Annotated in this window: 15 protein-coding genes; 2 read left to right on the top strand and 13 right to left on the bottom strand. The window is 70.2% G+C overall.

The annotated features are described in order from the left end of the window. Positions 1 to 4: 4 nt before the first annotated feature. On the top strand, positions 5 to 733 hold the full coding sequence (locus QFW96_RS17660; protein WP_281456773.1) for a FadR/GntR family transcriptional regulator: 729 nt from the start codon (positions 5 to 7) through the stop codon (positions 731 to 733). Here the strand turns inward: QFW96_RS17660 and QFW96_RS17655 are convergent. Genes QFW96_RS17655 through QFW96_RS17645 form a run of 3 tightly spaced genes read right to left on the bottom strand, consistent with a single transcriptional unit; the run spans position 688 to position 5,863 of the window. Then, positions 688 to 1,914 (bottom strand): amidase, encoded by a 1,227-nt coding sequence (locus QFW96_RS17655; RefSeq protein ID WP_281456772.1) that lies wholly within the window; start codon positions 1,912 to 1,914, stop codon positions 688 to 690. The two genes, QFW96_RS17660 and QFW96_RS17655, sit on opposite strands and share 46 nt — an antisense overlap. Before the next feature lie 53 nt (positions 1,915 to 1,967). After that, positions 1,968 to 3,785 carry a hydantoinase B/oxoprolinase family protein gene (locus tag QFW96_RS17650; RefSeq protein WP_281456771.1) on the bottom strand — a complete coding sequence of 606 codons (1,818 nt, stop codon included), beginning with the start codon at positions 3,783 to 3,785 and terminating at the stop codon, positions 1,968 to 1,970. Continuing rightward, entirely contained in the window at positions 3,782 to 5,863 is a 2,082-nt protein-coding gene (locus tag QFW96_RS17645) for a hydantoinase/oxoprolinase family protein (protein ID WP_281456770.1), read from the bottom strand. Before QFW96_RS17645 ends, QFW96_RS17650 begins: the two co-directional genes overlap by 4 nt. 1,010 nt (positions 5,864 to 6,873) lie before the next feature. On the opposite strand from QFW96_RS17645, the gene QFW96_RS17640 reads away from it, so the two are divergent. After that, the gene (locus tag QFW96_RS17640; protein ID WP_281456769.1) at positions 6,874 to 7,284 is read left to right on the top strand and encodes a hypothetical protein; all 411 of its coding nucleotides are present in this window, start codon (positions 6,874 to 6,876) and stop codon (positions 7,282 to 7,284) included. Between the two features lie 168 nt (positions 7,285 to 7,452). On the opposite strand, the gene QFW96_RS17635 is transcribed toward QFW96_RS17640, so the two are convergent. From QFW96_RS17635 to hxlB, 10 genes are all read right to left on the bottom strand, one after another. After that, positions 7,453 to 8,040, bottom strand: a complete 588-nt coding sequence (locus tag QFW96_RS17635; RefSeq protein ID WP_281456768.1) for a GPR1/FUN34/YaaH family transporter — start codon at positions 8,038 to 8,040, stop codon at positions 7,453 to 7,455. Positions 8,041 to 8,151: 111 nt separating this feature from the next. Continuing rightward, positions 8,152 to 9,129: a class I fructose-bisphosphate aldolase gene (locus QFW96_RS17630; protein WP_281456767.1), complete on the bottom strand. Its 978-nt coding sequence runs from the start codon at positions 9,127 to 9,129 to the stop codon at positions 8,152 to 8,154. A 489-nt stretch (positions 9,130 to 9,618) separates the two neighbouring features. Beyond that, the gene (locus QFW96_RS17625) at positions 9,619 to 10,029 is read right to left on the bottom strand and encodes a LytTR family DNA-binding domain-containing protein (protein WP_281456766.1); all 411 of its coding nucleotides are present in this window, start codon (positions 10,027 to 10,029) and stop codon (positions 9,619 to 9,621) included. A gap of 54 nt (positions 10,030 to 10,083) precedes the next feature. Further along, entirely contained in the window at positions 10,084 to 11,772 is a 1,689-nt protein-coding gene (locus QFW96_RS17620) for a PQQ-dependent dehydrogenase, methanol/ethanol family (RefSeq protein ID WP_281456765.1), read from the bottom strand. A gap of 13 nt (positions 11,773 to 11,785) precedes the next feature. Next, positions 11,786 to 12,247: an MSMEG_3727 family PQQ-associated protein gene (locus QFW96_RS17615; protein ID WP_281456764.1), complete on the bottom strand. Its 462-nt coding sequence runs from the start codon at positions 12,245 to 12,247 to the stop codon at positions 11,786 to 11,788. 378 nt (positions 12,248 to 12,625) lie between these two features. Then, on the bottom strand, positions 12,626 to 14,821 hold the full coding sequence (gene katG, locus QFW96_RS17610) for a catalase/peroxidase HPI (RefSeq protein WP_281456763.1): 2,196 nt from the start codon (positions 14,819 to 14,821) through the stop codon (positions 12,626 to 12,628). Between the two features lie 90 nt (positions 14,822 to 14,911). After that, positions 14,912 to 16,303, bottom strand: coding sequence for a DNA-binding protein (locus tag QFW96_RS17605; RefSeq protein ID WP_281456762.1), 1,392 nt, complete (start codon positions 16,301 to 16,303; stop codon positions 14,912 to 14,914). Between the two features lie 261 nt (positions 16,304 to 16,564). Further along, on the bottom strand, positions 16,565 to 17,974 hold the full coding sequence (locus tag QFW96_RS17600; RefSeq protein ID WP_281456761.1) for an ATP-dependent 6-phosphofructokinase: 1,410 nt from the start codon (positions 17,972 to 17,974) through the stop codon (positions 16,565 to 16,567). Between the two features lie 9 nt (positions 17,975 to 17,983). After that, on the bottom strand, positions 17,984 to 18,952 hold the full coding sequence (gene glpX / locus QFW96_RS17595) for a class II fructose-bisphosphatase (protein ID WP_281456760.1): 969 nt from the start codon (positions 18,950 to 18,952) through the stop codon (positions 17,984 to 17,986). Positions 18,953 to 18,997: 45 nt separating this feature from the next. Then, positions 18,998 to 19,594 carry a 6-phospho-3-hexuloisomerase gene (gene hxlB / locus QFW96_RS17590; RefSeq protein ID WP_281456759.1) on the bottom strand — a complete coding sequence of 199 codons (597 nt, stop codon included), beginning with the start codon at positions 19,592 to 19,594 and terminating at the stop codon, positions 18,998 to 19,000. Between the last annotated feature and the right edge of the window lie 78 nt (positions 19,595 to 19,672).

Below are 19,672 nucleotides of genomic sequence, written 5' to 3'. Positions count from 1 at the left end.
GGGCGTGAAGGGCGAGGGTGCGGACGAGTCTGTGAAGCTGCCGGCGTACGCGGTGGTGGCCGACCGGATACGACGTCGGATCCTGTCCGGTGATCTGCCGCCCGGGGCGCGGTTGCCGAACGAGGCCGAGCTGATGCAGGAGTCCGGGTTCAGCCGCAGCACGATCCGCGAGGCGACGCGCATCCTCGCCAGCGAGCACCTGGTGCGCACCACGCGCGGACCGGGCGGGGGCACGTTCGTGCTGCGGCCCGATCTGGGGCGGTTGACCACGCAGGTGGAGAACAGCGTGGCGCTGATGACGGTGGCCGAGATGGTCACCGTCGACCAGCTGATGGACGTCCGGCTGCTCACCGAGGTCCACGCGGCCGGGACCGCCGCGCACCAGCGCAGCGCCGAGCAGCTGGCCGCCATGCGGGCCGCGCTGCAGCCGCGCACCAGCCCGACCTACGAGGCCGACCAGGACTTCCACATGCAGATCCTGGCCGCCGCGGGCAACCCCATGCTGGAGCTGGCGTGCGCGCCGGTGTTCCGGGTGCTGCACGACCGGTTCTCCAGCGAGCACGCCTCCGACGACTTCTGGAGCGCCTCGCACGCCGACCACGAACGCATCCTGGCCGCCATCGAGCGCGGTGACTCGATGACGGCCATGACGGAGATGCGCAGGCACCTGGACCGGTTGAACGACACCTACAAGGAGATGGGGCTGCTGCGCGGGGCGTCCGAAGAGGACTGACGGACGCGAACCGGCGGTCGCCGCCGGTGCCAGTCGGTGGCGCGCTGGTAGTCGCGCCCGACCGCGAACAGCGCCGCCTCGTCGGCGTGCGCGGCGGTGAGCTGCGCGCCGATCGGCATGCCCGAGCCGGGGTGGAACCCCACCGGCAGCGACAGCGTCGGCCCGGTGTGCAGCGACCACGGGTAGGACAGCTGCCCGAGCCTGCGGGACTCGGCGATGACCGACTCGTCGCCGTCGATGAACGGCACGTCCACCGGCATCGTCGGCGTCACCACCACCTCGACCTCCTCGAACACGCGGCGCAGGTCCTTGCGGAAGTCGTCGCGGGCTTGGGCAGCGGCGCGCATCGCCCGCTCCCCGATGTCCAGGCCGAGGCGGATGCGCTCCAGGGTCGCCGGTTGGAAGTCGGCGGGCGCGGTGCGCAACCGGTCCCGGTGGATCTCGGCGAGCTCGGGGTACAGCAGCGTGTAGACGTGGTCCTGCGCCTGCTCGGCGTGCGGGATCTCGACCTCGCGGACCTCGTAGCCCTGCCCGCGCAGCTCGTCGACCAGCCCGGACACCGCCGCGGCGATCGCCGGGTCGACGTCGTCGGTGACGAACCGCGACGGCACGCCGATCGCGCTCGGGCGGGGGCGCGGGCGCTGCGGCTGGTGGGTGAGGACGTCGAAGGCCCGCGCCACCAGGTCCACGTCGCGGGCGATCGGCCCGACCGCGTCGAACTCCGCGCTCACCGGGTACACGCCGACGGTGTCGACCAGGCCGGGGCTGGGCCGCAGCCCGCACACCCCGCACGCCGACGCGGGCAGCCGGACCGAGCCGCCGGTGTCGGTGCCCAGCGCCAGGTCGACCAGCCCGGCGGCCACGGCCGCGCCCGAACCGCCGCTGGACCCGGCCGGGACGCGGCGGAGGTCCCACGGGTTGCGCGGACCTCCCGCCGCCGAGTTCTGCGAGGTCACCCCCACGGCGAACTCCGCGAGGTTGAGGGTGGCGACGACCCGCGCACCCGCGTCCTCCAGGGCGCGCACGACGGTGGCGTCGTGCGCGGCGACGTTGTCGCGCAGGAACTTCGACGCGCACGTCGAGCGGACCCCGGCGACCTCGATGTTGTCCTTGATGCCGACCGTCAGCCCCGCCAGCGGCCCCTCGGCGGCGGGCGTCCGGTCGCCGACCCAGCTGATCACGGTGTTGAGCCGGTCGTCGACCGCCGCCTGCTCCGCCGAGGGAGCCCCGGCGTTCAGGACGCCACCCCCGCGCGCAGCGCCGCGGTCGCCGCGTCGTCGACCGTCCAGGTGTCGGTGTCGACCACGACGCCGTAGTCGCGGGCGGCCTCCTCGGCGGTGAGGTACTCGTCCCACACGTCCGAGAGCACCGCGAACGGGTCCCGCTCGAAGGGTTCGCCGAACCCGCCGCCGGAGGGGAGCTTGATCTCCAGCGTCTCCCCAGCGCGGACGACCTCCTGGGTGACCTTCGAGAACAGCACCTCCTCGCGGTCGGTCCCGGCGTTGCGCACGAACGAGCCGGACACGCCGTCGGCACCGCCGAGCGCACCGGCGGGTGCGTCGCTGCGGTTGTCGGCCTCCGAGCCCAGGAACGTGTCGGTCTGCATCAGCCAGGTCCGCACGCTGCCGATGCCGCCGCGCCACTTGCCGGGAGCGGGTGGTTCGTCGCGGAGCTCGTAGCGCAGCGCCCGCATCGCGTGGTTGAGCTCCAGCTCCTCGATGGGGTTGTTGCGGGTGTTGGCCATGAGCGAGTCGACGGCGTCCATGCCGTCCTTGCCGTTGCGGCCGCCGTAGGAGCCCTCGTTGATCTCGATGTAGACCCAGTAGGACCGGCCGTCCGGCGCGAGCCCCGAGTAGGCGATCGCGCACAGCGCAGCGGAGGAACCGGCCACGGCGTGGTCGGGCAGCACCGGCGCCAGCGCCAGGTTGATCGCGTCGAAAACCCGGTTCACCTGGGAGAAGCGGGCGAAGCACGACGCCGGGAAGTTCGGGTTGAAGATGGTGCCCTCGGGCGCGTACGCCTTCACCGGCCGGAAGCAGCCGTCGTTCTGCGGCACGTACTCCTCGGTGACGGCCTCGTCGAGCAGGATCGTGCGGATGGCGCTCACGGCCACCGGCAGCACCGAACCCTCGAACGGCACGTTGAACGCGGTCGGCACCTGGTCGTTGGAGCCCGTGAGGTCGACGAGCACGTCCTCGCCGTCGATCTGCACGCGCACCTGGACCTTCAGCGGCACGCCCCGGTTCTTGCCGTCGTCGTCGAGGTAGCCGATGGGCGCTTCGTAGCTGCCGTCGGGGATCTCGCGGACGCGGGCGCGCAGCATCTGCTCGGAGTAGTCCATCCACCGCTCGGCGGCGCTCATGACGGTGTCGAGGCCGAACTTCTCCAGCAGTTCCAGGAACCGCTTCTCCCCGATGCGCGCGCAGGCGATGAGCGCTTCGAGGTCGCCGCTGTTCTGCTCGGGCGTGCGCACGTTGTCGAGGATGTGCTGGATGAGCATGTCGTTGCGGGCGCCGGCGTCGTAGATCTTCATCGAGTCCATCAGCTTGCCCTCGGCCCAGACGTCGACGACGTCCATGCACAGGCCGGGGAAGTTGCCGCCGATGTCGGAGACGTGCCCGGTGCACCCGGCGAAGCCGACGTGCTCGCCCTCCCAGAAGATCGGGATGACGATGCCGTAGTCCGGCGAGTGCGCGGCCCCGTGGTACGGGTGGTTGTGCAGGATGACGTCCCCGGGCCGGTAGGTCCCGGCGAGCCTGCGGTTGATGCCGCGGATGTAGGCGGGAATCGAACCGCAGTGCATCGGCGTGGAATCCGATTCGCACAGCTCGCGGCCGTTGACGTCGAAGATCCCGGCGCCGAGGTCCTCGGATTCGCGGATCAGGCTGGAGTAGGCCATCCGGTAGAGGACCTGGGCCATCTCCTTGGCCATCGAGTCGAGGGCGCCGCCGATGACCCGCAGCGTGATCGGGTCCACCTCGACGTCGTCCCAGGTGCGGGTGGCGGCACCCGCGAGCGAAACACCGCTGGTGGGCATGGGTTTCGTGGTCATGCGGCTGCCCTTTCGATGATGATGTGGCCGACGCGGTCGACGGTGGCGCGCTGGCCGGGCCCGACGATGGTGGTGGAGTCGAACTGCTCCACGATGGCCGGTCCGGCGAAGGTGTTGCCCGCCAGCAGGTCCTCGCGGCGGTAGACGGGGGTGTCGTGCCAGTCCGGTTCGGTGGAGCCGGGTTCCCAGAACAGCGCGCGCGTCGTGGTCTTCACCGCGTGCGCGGCGTCGGTGCCGCCCCGGGCGATCTCGCCGATGCGCACGTGCGAGACCGCGCCCACGCCGGTGACGCGGATGTTGATGAGCTGCACGGGTTTGTCGTCGAAGCGCTGCGAGTAGGTGCGGCCGTGGATCTCGTGGAACGCCTCGGCGGTCTTCGCCACCCACTCGGCGTCGATCTCCCCGTCCGGTGCCGGGACGCGCAGCTCGTAGCCCTGCCCGAGGTAGCGGCAGTCGGCGGTGCGCTCCAGGGTGATGTCGGCGTCGGCGACGCCGTCGGCGCGCAGCTGGGCTCGGGCCTCGTCGCCGAGCCGCTTCATCTCGTGCCGGATGAGCTCGATGTCGGGGTCGCTGGACGAGGTCCACACGGTGGTGGGCAGTTCGGTGCGGATGTCGGTGGTGAGCAGCCCGACGGCGGAGGTGATGCCGGGGTGCCGGGGCACGACGACGCGCGGGATGCCGAGCTGCTCGGCGATCTGCCAGGCGAACAGCGGTCCGGCGCCGCCCTCCGCGACCAGCGAGAACTCGCGCGGGTCGTAGCCCTTGCGCACCGAGTGCAGGCCGATGGCCTCGGTCATGGAGTGCGCGAGGATCGTGAAGATGCCCATCGCGGCCTTGTCCAGGCCGGTGCCGAGCTTGTCGGCGACGTGCTCGCGGATCGCCGATTCCGCCAGCGCGGGCACCACTTCCATCGATCCGGACAGGAAGCTGTCCTCCCGCAGCCAGCCCATCACGACCATCGCGTCGGTGGAGGTGGGTTCGGTGCCGCCCCGGTCGTAGCAGGCGGGTCCGGGCACGGCTCCGGCGCTGCGCGGGCCGACGCGGAACATGCCGCCCTCGTCCACGGCGGCGATGGAGCCGCCACCAGCGCCGATGGTGTCGACCTCGGCCATCGGGACCATCGCGTGGTAGTCGCCGATGCGGGTGTCGAGCAGGTGCTTCATCCGCAGCCGGCCGTCGGGCGCCACGCCGATGTCGGCGGACGTGCCGCCCACGTCGAGGGTGATGACGCTCGGGAATCCCGAGGCCCGCCCGATCGCGCAGCCGCCGAGCAGCCCGGCGACCACGCCGCTGGCCAGCAGCGACACCGGCTTGTCCTGGGCGCTGCGGGAGGTCACCAGACCTCCGGCGGAGGTCATCAGGTGCACGTCGTCGCCGACCTGCCCGTCGCGAGCGGCGTCGGCGAGGTGGGCGATGTAGCTGGAGGTCTTGGGTCCGACGAAGGCGTTGAGCGCGGCGGTGGAGAACCGCTCGTACTCGCGGTACTGGGGCGCGACCTCGCTGGAGAGCGAGACGAAGGCCTCCGGGAACTCCTCGGTGATGAGCTCCTTGACGCGGCGCTCGTGCGCGGGGTTGCGGTAGGCGTGCAGGAACGCGACCGCGATCGCCTCGACGCGACGTTCCCGCAGCAGCCGCACCTCGCGGCGCACGGCGTCCTCGTCGAGCGGGGTGAGGACCTGACCTGCGGCGTCGATGCGCTCGGGCACGACGCGGCGGTTGCGGCGCGGCACCAGCTGCCACTTCTGCCAGGGCAGGTCCTGGTAGTTGGAGTAGTTCAGCGGCCGCTTCTTGCGCGCGATGTGCAGCAGGTCGCGGAAGCCGTCGGTGGTGATCATCCCGACGTCGCTGCCGTTGTGCTCCAGCACGATGTTGGTGGCCACGGTCGTGCCGTGGAAGAACATCTCGATCTCGGCCGGGTCGATGCCGGCCCGCTCGGCCAGCACGCCGATGCCGTCCATGGTGCCGATCGACGGGTCGTGGTTGGTCGACGGCGTCTTGTGCACCGTCACGCTCCCGTCGTCGTCCCACAGGACGAGGTCGGTGAAGGTGCCGCCGACGTCCACTCCGATGCGCTTCATAGGTGTCCCGATCTGTTGCCTGGCGAAGGTGGGGCGCCACCGTCGACGAGCAGCGCGGCCCACATCGTGGCCCACAACACACCCCGAAGGCAATACCTCTGATGTTTAACCCGCATGAACCCGCGTTACGCCTGGCCACGGCAAGATCAGACCACCACAACCACCAAAAAAGCAGATCTATACGACCGCCCACACCCCCACCACCCCTCAACCCAAACCCGCAGCACGCCCTCCAGCCGAGCCCCCACACACATTCACCCGGGCGAAAACCCCGGTTTTCACGCGACGAAAACCGGGGTTTTCGACACCAGCCGGAACCGAGGCACCGGAGGTGACCGGATTACGGCCGTAATCCGACACCCGAATACGGCCGTAATCCGACACCCGAATACGGCCGTAATCCGGGGTGGGACGGCGTGGTCCTTCGGCAACCGGTCGCAGTGGGGTGGTCTTCGAGGCTGTGGTCGGATCGGCGACGACGGCCACGTCGCCCAGGTCCGGAACGAGGGCCTCGACCGGCCCGTGCGGGCGACTCCGTGTCCACCCCTATGCCCTGCGTCCGAGGCTGGGCAGCCAGACCTGGACCTGCCGAGCCACCGGCGGAGGTGGGCCGATGCCGTCGCCGAGGAAAGATGGCTTCGAAGGACGCGGCCGGTGGCGGAAGATCGTACCAATGAGCGTTGTTCCATTCCGCGAACGCGAAACCTCGTCACCCGTTGCCGCTTTCGTCGAACGCGAAGCGGAATTGCCCAATCCGATTGAGAAACGAGTGGCGCGGGGGCTCGCGAAAATCACCCCAATGCTCCAGTAACGCACACCCGATCGGGTCCTGCGGGGGGCGTCACGCGTGGCGACGGGGATTCGCTGCGGTATCGGTGGTGCGGAGCCCCGGGCACGGTCGTGCGGTTCAGCCCCGATCCGCGCGGTCCAGCAGGCTCCGGACCGGTGCCGTCCACCCCACCTCGACGCGGTGCCGGAACGGGGATCCCCGTTTCCCGAAAGGATTCCACTTGTTCCAGGATCCTGACCAGTGGCTGCGGCGCGGCATCCACTGGCACGCCTACGTCGAGGTCTCCAGCGACGACCCGTTCGAGACCGTCACCACTCGCGACGATCGCCTGGCCCAGCTGCCCGAGTCCGTGCTGCTGTCACCCGGCGACGTGTGCGAATGGATCGCCACCATGACCCACGAGCACGCCCGGCACGACCTCGTCACCCTCCTCGAATCCACCGATTCCGACGGCGGGACCCGGGCGCGGGTCGGCGACGACCGGCACGTCGCGCGCGACCGGCACGAGAACCTCGAACAGCTCGTCCGCGGCAGCTCGGTCTACACCCAATTCCGCCGCTGCCACGACCGGATGCGCCTGTGGGCCGAGGCCGTCACCGGCGAGGACTGCCGGGAGACGCACGGGAGGTGACCGCACGACCCGATCGCGCCCCGAGCCGAGCTCGGGCGCGTCGGGCCGAGCGTCGAAAACCCCGGTTTTCGCGGGGACGAAAACCGGGGTCTTCCACTCCCCCACAGGGCGTGGATGTGGGGGGGGAAGCGCGGAGGCGGTGGGTTGGGGCCGCCTCCGCGCTCCTGTTCACTGGCCCCGCAGGGGGCGGCCCAGTGGCAGCCCTCGGCCGCCCGTGGCCAGTGACAACACGTGCAGGAACATGTACGCGCCCAAGGTGGCGAAGGTGAAGACCACGTACCCGCCGATGGTCTTCAGCTGCGCCGAGTCCTGGGCCGTGGCCAGCAGCACCAGCCCCAACGCCGCCGCGATCAGCGCGAACAGCAGCGTGTAGGCGCTGGGCAGGCGCAACGTCCCCGCCGTCAGCAGTGCCACGACGATGAACCACGACGTCAGGAACAACACCTGCGTGGCGGTGGCGCTGTCCTCAGGCACCCCGAACCAGCTGTGGGTCAGGCCCAGCACGAGGAACCCGTAGCTGAGCCAGAACCCGGCGAAGGTCCCGAAGATCGACGCGACGGCGCTCTGGCCGATCGCCGCCGCCCACAGGGCCGCCACCAGCTGGCCGAGACCGGTGGCGGCAAGGATGATCGCCACCGGCGCTCCGACCGCCTCCGCGGGGACGAAGCCGACGAGGGTCATGCCCAAGGCGATCGAGCCCACCACGAACGTGGGGACGCCGATCAGCGCGGGGTCGCCCGCGAGCGGCCCCGTCACCTCCTCGGGCTCTCGGTGGGCCGGTCTTTCACGGTCCGTTGCAGTGTCCGATGTGGTCACAATCCGCTCCTTTGCGGTTCCGGTGCACCTTGTCGCCGCGGTCCGGGTTGCTCAGCGCGCCGCGGCGTTCGCGACGGCGCGCACCGACAGCGCCTGCTGGGCGTCGGCCCACTTGGCGCTGTCACCCCGCCACGTCTCCAGAGCGGGCCCGACCAGGGCGCGCCCGAAGGAGTAGGTGAGCTCCCAGGGGAGGTCACCGCAGTTCTGCATGGCCCCCAGGTGCCGGGTGGCGAGCTCGGGGCTCTGGCCACCGGAGAGGAACGCGATGCCCGGCACCTCGGCCGGAACAGTGTCGCGCAGCGTGTCCACGGTGGTCTGGGCGACCAGGTCGACGCCGGGCTGCTCGGGGCAGTTCTTGCCGGCGACGACCATGTTGGGCTTGAGCACCATGCCGTCGAGCCGCACCTTCATCAGGTCGAGCTCGTCGAACAGCACCCGCAGCACCGCGCGGGTCACCTGCTGGCACTGCGCCAGCGAGTGCGAGCCGTCCATGAGGACCTCGGGCTCGACGATCGGGACCAGCCCGCCCTCCTGGCACAGGCCCGCGTAGCGGGCGAGCGCGTGCACGTTGGCGCGCACCGCGCGCTCGGTGGGGATGCCGTCGCCGATGGTGATCACGGCGCGCCACTTGGCGAAGGTCGAGCCCAGGCTCACGTACTCGGCGACGCGCTCGCGCAGCCCGTCGAGCCCCTCGGTCACCTTCTCGTCCGGGGAGCCGGCCAGCGGCTTGGCACCGGTGTCGACCTTGATTCCCGCCAGCATGCCCATGTCCTGGAGGGCCTGCGGGAAGGTGCGGCCGTCGGAGAGCTTCTGGCGCGTGGTGTCGTCGGCCAGGATGACGCCGCTGATCGAGTCGACCAGCTGGGGCGTGGTGACGATCAGCTCGCGGTACACGCGGCGGTTCTCGTCGGAGGCCGCCACACCGACGCTCTCCAGACGCGACGACATCGTCCCGATGCTCTCGTCGGCGGCGAGGATTCCGCGCCGGTTGGAGACCATTTCGCGCGCGATTTCGTTCAAGGTGGCCATGTCTCGTTACGCCTCCCAGCGTGAGGCACTACCAGTGCCGGGTTGAGATTCTTCGACTGCGCGAGGGTGACCGCGCGGAGGTTCTGCCGTCCTTGCTCGTACCTGCGGTTTCGAGCCGCCGCGAGGACGCGTATCGGATTCCCAGGCTGCCCCGAACCCCCTGGTGCGTCAACGATTTCGGCACGAACCGGGACGGTCGGCGCACGAACGGTTCTCACGCGAGCGCAAACGGGGGGAACGCACGTGGAGGGCTCGAAACCCATTGCGTCGCCCAAACAGTACGCGTATTCTTTGGCCAGCAGGAAAAAGCACGTGCTTTTCACTCCCGCTCGGACTCCGGATCCGCACCGCGGTGAGCGCACGGAAACGGGGACGGGAACGCGAAAAAGCCGCACCCGCCCCGAGACCCACCCCCAGCGCAGGGGAGCGCCTGGAGCCTCGGAACAGGTGCGGCGACGTGCAGGTGCCGGCCGAAGACGACCGAAAGCGCTACAGACCCAGTGCTTCGGTGACGAACTTGGCCCGCCGGCGGGACACCGGAACGATCCACCCGTAGTTCTCGACGGTGAGTTCCAGCTCCCCACCGTCCTTGCGCGACACTTCGCGAACGCGGTTGAGGTTCACCAGATAACTGCGGTGAACCCGCACGAATCCGCAGGACGCGTACTTGTCATCGATCTTGTCTATCCCATCGGTGGCGCACCGGAATCGTCCGAGGTCGGTCCTCAGCCACACAGCCCTCCCGACGGCTTCGGCCACGATGACCTCGGCGATGTCGAACAGGACCTGGCGGTCCCCCTTGATCCCGACAACGCGTCGTTGTTCACCCAACGCATCCTCCCGTTGCTGTGGTCTCGCGGAAGCGGGTGCGAGCTGAGTCCGGCCGGGCGGTGCGTCCACACGCACACCGCCCGGCCGGAGCCTCCCTGCTTCACTCCGTCTTGCTGATCCCGATCAGTCCGGCAGCGCGAACACGATCAGGGCGGAGCCGTGGCCGGCGCCGAGCATGCCGGGGATGATGCCCTCGAGCCATCCGCCCCAGCCGACCGGCACGGCGACGTACTGCTTGCCGTCGACCGAGTAGGTCATCGGGCTGCCGTGGTGGCCGCTGCCGCACTGGAACTTCCACAGCTCCTCGCCCGTCTGGGCGTTGAGCGCGATGAACTCGCCCGCCGGGGTACCGGCGAACACGAGGTCACCGGCGGTGGCCAGCACCGACGAGGCCATCGGGTGCGGGTTGCGCCAGCGCCACTTCTCGACGCCGTGGGAGTCGAACGCGCTGACCGACCCGGCCATGTTGTCGATGTCCACCTGGACGGCCGCGCCCCAGTAGGGCTGACCTTCCTTGAACTCACGACGACGACGGGTGGCGGTGGCGCCCACGTCCGCGACCGGCACGTAGAACAGGTCGCGGTTCGGGTTGTACGCCGCGTGCGTCCACTCCTTCGCGCCCGCCGGGCCCGGGTAGAAGTGAACCGGCTCGCCTTCCTTGTCCGGGTACTTCCGCGGGGTCACCTTGCCGTCGCGGGTGATGGTGCCCCAGTCGATCCGGTCGACGAACGGCGTGACGTGCTGCAGCTCGCCGTTGGTGCGGTCGAGGACGAAGAAGTACCCGTTCTTGTCGAAGTGGCCGAGGAGCTTCTTCCCGTCCCGCTCGAAGAGGGTCATCTCCATCGTCGAGTCGTAGTCCCACAGGTCGTGCGGGGTGAACTGGTAGTGCCACACGATCTTGCCGGTGTCCACGTTCACCGCGACGACGCTGTCGGTGTAGAGGTTGTCGCCGGGGCGCACCTCACCGTCGAAGTCGGGGGCCGGGTTGCCGGTTCCCGCGTAGTACAGGTTGGTGTCCGGGTCGTAGGTGCCGGTCACCCAGTGGTTGGCACCGCCGCGGGCCCAGGCGTTGGCCTCGGCGTCGCCCCAGGTCTCCGAACCGGGCTCGCCCGGCTTCGGGACCGTGTAGCAGCGCCAGCGCTGCTCGCCGGTCTCCAGGTCCCAGCAGTCGATGTGACCGCGGACGCCGAACTCGCCGCCGGCGCTGCCGGTGATGAGGGTGTCCTTGACGACCAGCGGCGCGAGCGAGGCGCTCTCACCGGCGCGGACGTCGCCGATGGTCTTCTCCCAGACCTTCTTGCCCGTGGTGGCGTCGAGCGCCAGCAGGTGGGCGTTGGGGGTCACGAAGTAGACCTTGCCGTTGGCCACGGCGCAGCCGCGGTTGACGTTGCCGCAGCACAGCGAGACGTCGAACGGGACCGCGTGCTTGTAGCGCCACAGCTGCTCACCGGTCTTGGCGTCCAGCGCCCAGAACCAGCCGTCCCACCCGGTCACGTACATGACGCCGTCGACGACCAGCGGGCAGGTCTCGAACGCGTAGGTCGAGGCACCGGCGATCTGGCCGGAGGTGCCGGCCTGGAAGATCCAGGCGGGGCCGAGGCGCTTGACGTTCTCGGTGTTGATCTGGTCCAGCAGGCTGAAGCGCTTGCCGTCGTAGTCGCCGTAGTAGGTGATCCAGTTGTGCGACTCGGAGCGCGCGTTGAGGATGCGGTCGTAGTCGATGTTGTCCGTGACCGCCGGGGCGGTGCCGGACACGGCGCTCAGCGCACCGTGATCGATCGCCTCACCTGCGTCAACGTACTCGATGGTCATCTGTTCGTTCCTTTCACCGGCGCGGCTGGTCGGGGCGGTCGAGACGGGCTTCCGGCGGGACCTCGCCGAGCACGACGATGGCGGCGGTCAGGCCGCGGCCCTCGTCGTTGCCGCCGGGCGAGCTGTACCAGTAGTAGCCGGGACCATCCAGGTCGAGCGTCGCCCTGCCCTTGGAGTGGTTCAGCAGCCACAGGAACTTCTTGTCGCCGTTGCTGGGCAGCAGGCACGCGTGGGTGTTCTTGTCATCGTTGATGACCGTCAGCTCGACCTTGCCGCCGTGGGGCAGCACGAGGATCGCCGGGTCCCAGGCGATCTCGTCCTCGTTGATCCGGATGGTCGCTTCCATCGTGCCGTCGGGGCGTTCGGTCGCCCGCTCGATGTTGCCGGTACCGAGCACGCGGCCGATCGCCGCGGTGTTCTGTGCGTCCAAGCCCAGTTCGCTCAGAAGGTCGTCGCGTTCCTGAGTCGATGTCATCGGACCTCACCTCCTATTTCGAGTCCACATCCGGATCACTCGCGCACGGGTGTGCCCCGGCCTTTCCGAGGGGATTCGCAGAAAGGCGCTGCGCGCGTTGGATCGGTTTCCTCCCCACAGGCGGTGCAACGGCGTTTCCGACCTGGAGCCGAATGTCCCGAGCACTTCCGAATTAACCTGTGATACTCCGAAATTTTACGGTGACCGGAACCACATAGGAAGGGCTGACCGCTAACCTGCCGTGCCCCACCGCTCCCCCGGAATTAGCTACCGCCCAACCGGATTCGTGCTCGTCAGGGCCTTCGGCGAGACGCCGGAGAACGAGAAAGGTCCTGGTGCCACGAGGGCCCAGGACCTTACTCCAGCGCACGATTTCGGTCAAAAGCGGTCCAGGTTCATCACCTTGTCCCACGCGGCGGCGAAGTCGTGCAGGAACTTTTCCTCGTCGCTGGCGTACACCTCGGAAATCGCGCGGAGTTCGGAGTTCGAGCCGAACACGAGATCCACCCGGCTCGCCTTCCACCGCTGCGCTCCGCTGCTCCGATCGTGTCCGGTGAAGATCCCGCCCTGCGGAAACCACTCGGTGTTCATGTCGAGGAGGTTCACGAAGAAGTCGTTGCCCAGGGTTCCCGGTGTTTCGGTGAGAACGCCCAGCAGCGATCCGCGGTGGTTCGCCCCGAGCACCCGCAGCCCGCCGATGAGCACCGTCATCTCGGGGGCGCTGAGCGTGAGCTGGTTGGCCCGGTCGACGAGCAGGTACTCCGAGGGCAGGGGTGGTTTCGGGCCGAGGTAGCTGCGGAACCCGTCGGCGCGGGGCTCCAGGACGGCGAACGACCCGGTGTCGGTCCACTCCTGGGTGGCGTCGGTGCGACCCGGCGTGAACGGCACCTGGACCCGGTGGCCGGCGGCGTGCTCCACGGCCGCGCACCCGGCGAGCACGATCAGGTCGGCGAGCGAAATCCACTTGGTACCCGGCTGTTCCGCGTTGAAGACCTCCTGAATCCGTTCGAGCTCGGCCAGAACGGGTCCGGTGATCTCGGGATCGTTGGCCTCCCAGTCGCGTTGGGGTTCGAGTCTGATGCGGGCGCCGTTGGCGCCGCCGCGCTTGTCGCTGTCGCGGTAGGTCGAGGCCGATGCCCATGCGGTGAACACCAGCTCCGACACCGACAGCCCCGAGTCCAGGACCCGCCGCTTGAGCTCGGCGACGTCGTCGGCGTCCACCAGTTCGTGGTCGACGGCCGGGACCGGGTCCTGCCAGAGGAAGCGCTGCTGCGGCACCAGCGGTCCGCGGTAGCGCTCGATCGGTCCCATGTCGATGTGGGTGAGCTTGAACCAGGCCCGCGCGAACGCGTCCTCCAGCAGCTCCGGCCGGGCCAGGAACCGCATCGCGATCTTCCGGTACTCCTCGTCCTCCTGCAGCGCGAGGTCGGTGGTGAGCATCGTCGGCCGGTGCCGCTTCAGCGGGTCGTGGGCGTCGGGGATGGTGCCGTGGCCCTGGTCGCCGCGCGGAATCCACTGCCACGCCCCGGCCGGGCTGAGCTCGACGTCCCAGTCGTAGCCGAACAGGGTCTCCAGGAAGCCGTTGTCCCACTGCGTGGGGTTGGGCGTCCAGGTCCCCTCCAGGCCGGTGGAGATCGTGTCGGGGCCCTTACCGGTCCCGAAGTCGCTGCTCCAGCCCAGTCCCTGGTGCTCCAGGTCCGCGCTCTCCGGCTCCGCGCCCAGGTGCGAGACGTCGCCGGCGCCATGGGTCTTGCCGAAGGAGTGCCCGCCGACGATCAATGCCACGGTCTCCTCGTCGTCGAAGGCCATCCGGGCGAAGGTGTCGCGGATGGCCCGCGCCGCCGCGATCGGATCCGGCAGCGTCGCCGGTCCCTGCGGATCGACGTAGATCAGCCCCATCTCGTCCGCCGCCAAGGGTTCTTCCAGGTCGCGGACGCCGGTGTGCCGCTCATCGCCCAGCCAGGTGCGTTCCGGACCCCAGTAGATGTCGGCGTCGGACTCCCAGACGTCCTCGCGACCACCGGCGAAGCCCAGGGTGCGGAAGCCCATCGACTCCAGCGCCCGGTTCCCGGCGAAGATCATCAGGTCGGACCAGGACAGCGTGCGGCCGTACTTCTGCTTGACGGGCCACAGCAGGCGCCGCGCCTTGTCCAGGTTCCGGTTGTCCGGCCAGCTGTTCAGCGGCGCGAAGCGCTGCAAACCCGAGCACGGGCCACCGCGACCGTCGCCCACCCGGTAGGTGCCCGCGCAGTGCCAGGCCATCCGCAGCACCAGCGGCCCGTAGTGACCGAAATCCGCGGGCCACCAGTCCTGCGACGTGGTGAGCGCGCGGTCGATGTCGCGCGCGACCTGATCCAGGTCCAGCTTCGCGAACTCCGCGGCGTAGTCGAAGTCCTCGCCCAGCGGGTTCCGGCTCGGGTGGTGCTTGGCCAGGATCTCCAGGTTCAGCCGACGCGGCCACCAGTCCTGGTTGCTGCCCCCGGCCGACGGCTGATGGCGGGACCGCTCGGCCGCTCGCTTCACGCTCTGGTCGTAGTTGCGCGTGACCGCGATGGCATCGGGGTTCTCCGGCATGGAAGCTCCTTCCCACGACTCTCAGGGGCCCAGCGCCTAGCGTCTCGACGACTCAGCGCCTCGGGTCTCGAAGACCCAGCGCCTCGCGTCTCAAAGACCCAGCGCCTTGCGCACCACCGGGGCGTTGCGCCGCGACACCGGCACCATCGTGTTGGCCTCGTTGTCCATCACCAGGGCCAGTTCGCCCTTGAAACCCCGCTCGACCTCGCGAATCCGGTCGAGGTTGACGACGTACTGCCGGTGCACCCGCAGGAACCCGGCGCCGCCCAGCTCGCGTTCGATCTTGTCCAGCGCCGGGGAGGAGGCCCGCAGCTTGCCCTGGTCGGTCGACAGCCACACGTCGCTGCCGTCGGACTCGGCGAAGGCGACCTCCGGCGGGCGCAGCAGCACCATCCGGTTCTCCCGGGAGGCCACGATCCGCGGCGCCCTGCCCTGCTCCGGGACGGCCGCGCCCGGCTCGGAGCGCGGCATCTGCTCGCCCTCGGAGGTGCCGAACACGACGATGTTGCCCACCAGGTGCCCGAACTGGAACACCGGCCGGATGCTCACCGGCGTCGGCTCATCGGCCAGGTGGGTGAAGATCTGCGTGGACCCGACCCAGTCGGGGTTGCGGGAGGCCTGCTTGGCGGCGTAGCGGACGGCGCGGATCAGGCCCGGCAGACCGGGGTTCCAGCGCTCCGCCGGGTCCGGCGCCGGGGTGCAGCTGGGGACGCCCAGCAGCACGCCCGCGCGGTCGTCGGCGATGACCACGCGGCCCGACGGGTCCACCGCCGCCAGCGACACCGCCGCGCGCGAGCGGGCGTGGTTGTAGGCGGCGATGAGCTCGGCGCCGGCGTCGCGGGCGCGGCGGCGCAACGTGAACTGGGTGCGGCTGGCGGCGTTGCTCAACCACGCACCGGCCGCCTTCGGCAGCTCGCTGCGCCAGCAGGAGATGTTGAGCACGGCCACCGGCTGCTTGGTGACCACGTCGCGAACCGCCACGCCCGCGCAGTTCCAGTCGTGGAACGCCTGGCACCAGTGCTCGGGCCCGCGGATGACCACCGGGGCGGTGGTCTCCAGCGCGGTGCCCATGCCGTTGGTGCCGGTGGCGCTCTCCGACCAGCAGTACCACGGCGCGAGGTTGGCCTTCGCCGCGAAGTTCCGGGTGTCCTTGTTGCCCCACTCGGCCAGCACGCGCCCGGTCGCGTCGGCGACGGTGACGACGCCTCCGATGCTGCTGACCTCGTCGACGACCGAGGCGGCGCGGAAGCCCAGCTCGGCGAACACCACGTCGTGCTCCAGGCTGTGGTCGACGTCGGTGATGGCCACCGGCGCCTCCGTCAGCTTCGGGTCGACGCGGTACTGGTCCCGGCAGCGGTGCCAGGACAGCGCCACCTCGGGCCGCACGCCCGCGATGTCGTCCTCACCCCGCACGAACCGCTCCCACGCCCCGTAGACCGTGGGCTTGCCCGCGTTGCGGGTCGGCAAGGTCAGTCGCTGCATGTCCGCCATCTTCAGACCGCCTTTGGTCTTCTCAACCAACCCGGCGCGCGCGGAGCTCGCGAGGGGAACCGGGCCGGACCACGCCGCCGCGCGGACCGCTGACTTGCTGGAACAGGCCGCGAACCCGAGCGCGGTCGCCTCCTGAGCTCAGGTTTCGCGGCATCGTGGCGAAAGTTACGTCGTGCTGGAATCGCGCGGCAAGCAGAGCACCACGACCGCTGCCGAACGGACCACGAGCGGTGGTGCCGCGACAACCAGCGGTCAGCCCGCGACGACCCCGGCACCGCGTTGCCGGGGTGCGCCCGGGATGCCGGGCCGGTCGAGCTTGCGGCCGTCGCTGGGCGCCACGAGCCCACCGGTGGCCTCCTGCACCGACATCCACAGATCGCCGTCCGGGTCGACCTCGTTGCGGTGGCTGATGATCAGCGGCATCGGCACGTGCACGAACCGGCGGCGCCAGCGCACCACCGCGGTCTCGGTGCGCCCCGCCATCGCCGCGTGGACCGCGTTGTGCGCCAGGCGCAGGCAGTACACGCTGTCGTAGGCGTTGGCGGTGACGCTGCGGATCGCGTAGCTGGGGTCGATGTAGCGCACCGTCGGCGACAGGCCCGCCTCGGTGAGGTGGGCGCTGATGGTCTCGCGCAGCAGCAGCCCGATGTCGCCCAGCTTGGCGTTGCCGGAGGCGTCGGTGGCGCCGCCCTGCAGCAGGCCGCGCTCGGCGAGCACGTCCTGACCTGCGCCTTCGGCGACCACGATGACCACGAAGCCCTTGTCGCGCACGTGGCGCTCGACCCGAGCCAGCAGCCCGTCCTCGCCTTCCAGCCGGAACGGCACCTCCGGGATGAGCACGATGTCGGCGGCGTTGCGGGCCAGCGACGCGTAGCAGGCGATGAAGCCGGAGTGCCGGCCCATCAGCTTCACGATCCCGATGCCGTCCGGGCTGGCCGAGGCTTCGATGGAGACCGACGAGATGAAGTTCGCGGCCTGCGCGAACGCGCTCTGGAACCCGAAGGACTGGTCGGTGTAGGGCAGGTCGTTGTCGATGGTCTTGGGCACGCCGATCACGGCGATGTCCAGACCCCGGGCGCGGATGGCCGCGGCCAGGTTGGTAGCCGCGTTCATGCCGCCGTCGCCGCCGACGACGAACAGCACGTTGACGCCGCGCAGCACGAGCGTGTCGACCATCTCGTCGGCGTCCTGCCCGCCGCGCGAGCTGCCGAGGATGGTGCCGCCCGAGTTGTGGATGTCGCGCACCACGTCGGGCGTCAGGTCGACGGTGTCGTGCCGGTGCTGGGCGGTCAGCCCCCGGAAACCGTTCCGGAAACCGAGGATCCGCTTCACGTCGTACTGGACCGTCAACTCCTGGACCAGGCCCCGGATGACGTCGTTGAGCCCGGGGCACAGGCCACCGCAGGTCACGATGCCCGCGGTGACCTCGGCCGGGTCGAAGTAGATCTTGCGACGCGGCCCCGCGGCCTCGAAGCTCGGCAGCTGATCGGGGGTCATGCCCCGCCGGTCGAGCATCGACACTGTGTCGTCGAGCAGGACCCGATCCCCTTCCGAGACGTAGTGCGGGGAGGTCTTCTTGTCCGCGACCAGATCGGCCAGCGGCGAGTCGTGGCGGCATTCACCGAGGTGGCGAACGCGAAGGTCGTCCAGGTGCAGAGTCACCGGAGCTCCTCACTTCCGGGGCATCGAGCCGAAGGTGGTGTGCGCGATGCGGCGCACCTGACCGCGGGAGACCAGCAGCGACTCGGCGAGCAGGGCGCCCTCGGACTCCCGGGGGCGGCCCAGCAGGGAACCGCTGGTCACACCGGTGGCGGCGAACAGGGCGTCGCCGCCGACGAGCTCGTCGCAGGTGTAGATGCGATCGAGGTCCATGCCTGCCGCGCGGATCGCGTCGGCCTCCTCCTGGCGCTGCGGGGCGAGCCGCCCCAGCATGTCGCCGCCCAGGCCGCGCACGGCCGCGGCGGTCATCACGCCTTCCGGTGTGCCGCCGATGCCCAGCAGCAGGTCGGCGTCACCGGTGGGCAGCAGCGCTTCCAGGCTGCCCCCGACGTCGCCCTCGGCGGGCGTGTGCACCGCCGCACCGGCGGCCAGCAGCCGCGCGATGAGGTCGGTGTGGCGGGGCTTGTCCATGACGACCACGCGCATCTCGGAGACCTTCTTGCCCAGCGCCTTCGCGACGCTGTCCAAGGTGGACTCCGGCGGGGCGTCGAGGTCGATGACGCCCTTGGCGCCGGGCCCGACGACGATCTTGTCCATGTAGAAGCCGGGCCCGGGCGACCAGAGGGTGCCGGGTTCGGCGAAGGCGATGGTCGCCATCGCCCCGGGGAGGCTCTTGGCGCAGAACGAGGTGCCCTCCAGCGGGTCCACGGCGATGTCGAAGTCGGGCCCGTCGCCGTTGCCCACGGTCTCGCCGTTGAACAGCATCGGGGCCTCGTCCTTCTCCCCCTCGCCGATCACCACCGTCCCGCGGCCGGGGGCGTCGGCCAGGACCTGGCGCATCGCCTCGGTCGCCGCGGCGTCGGCGGCGTCCTTGTCGTGCCGTCCCACCCACGGGTAGCTGGCCAGCGCGGCCTGCTGGGTGGCGCCCAGCGCCACGGCCTCCAGGGTGTGGATGTCGCTGCGGGTTCGCGTTTCCTGCATCTCAGGGTCTCCTCGTCTCGACCGTTGCCTCGGTGGCGAACCCGCTCACTCCAGGTTGGCGTGGAGGCGCCAGAGCTCGGTGGCCTGGGTGCCGCTGGAGCGCCAGAGGGCGTGGAACAGGGCGTCGGTGAGCAGCAGGACGGACTGCTCGAACAGGCTGCCCGCGTACTGGTCGGACGCCTTGCCGTCGAAGTCCTGCTTGTCGGCGGCCGGGATGACCAGGACCTCGGTGGAGACCGCGGCCAGCGGCGAGTCGGGCGCGGTGGTCAGGGACACGACGTTGGCGCCCTGCTTGCGCGCGGTCTCGGCCGCCTGCACGACGCGCTTGGTCGTGCCCGAACCCGACGCGGCGATCAGGACGTCGTCCGGGCCGATCGCCGGAGCGGTCACCTCGCCCACGACGTGCACCGACAGGCCGAGGTGCATCAGCCGCATCGCCGCCATCTGCAGGGCCAGGCCGCTGCGGCCGGTGCCGACGGTGAACACCGCCGGAGCCTTGAGCAGCATCGAGCCGGCGCGGGCCCAGGCCGCGGGCTGCACGCCACGGCGGATCCGGTCCACCTCACCGGTGATGGCGAGGGTCGCGTAGTTGAACAGCGGCGGGTTGAGCGTGTCGCCGCCGGGATTCACGGTGTCGGTCATCGTGGCACTCCCCACTCGGATGTCTTCCGTCCAGGCCGCGATGCGCAACCGGACGTCGAGCGGTCCGGTTGCGAGGGC

The organism is Saccharopolyspora ipomoeae (assembly GCF_029952525.1).
Lineage (GTDB): Bacteria > Actinomycetota > Actinomycetes > Mycobacteriales > Pseudonocardiaceae > Saccharopolyspora > Saccharopolyspora ipomoeae.
Note: the sequence above shows the minus strand (reverse complement) of the source record. Positions and strands in the feature narration are given on the sequence as shown.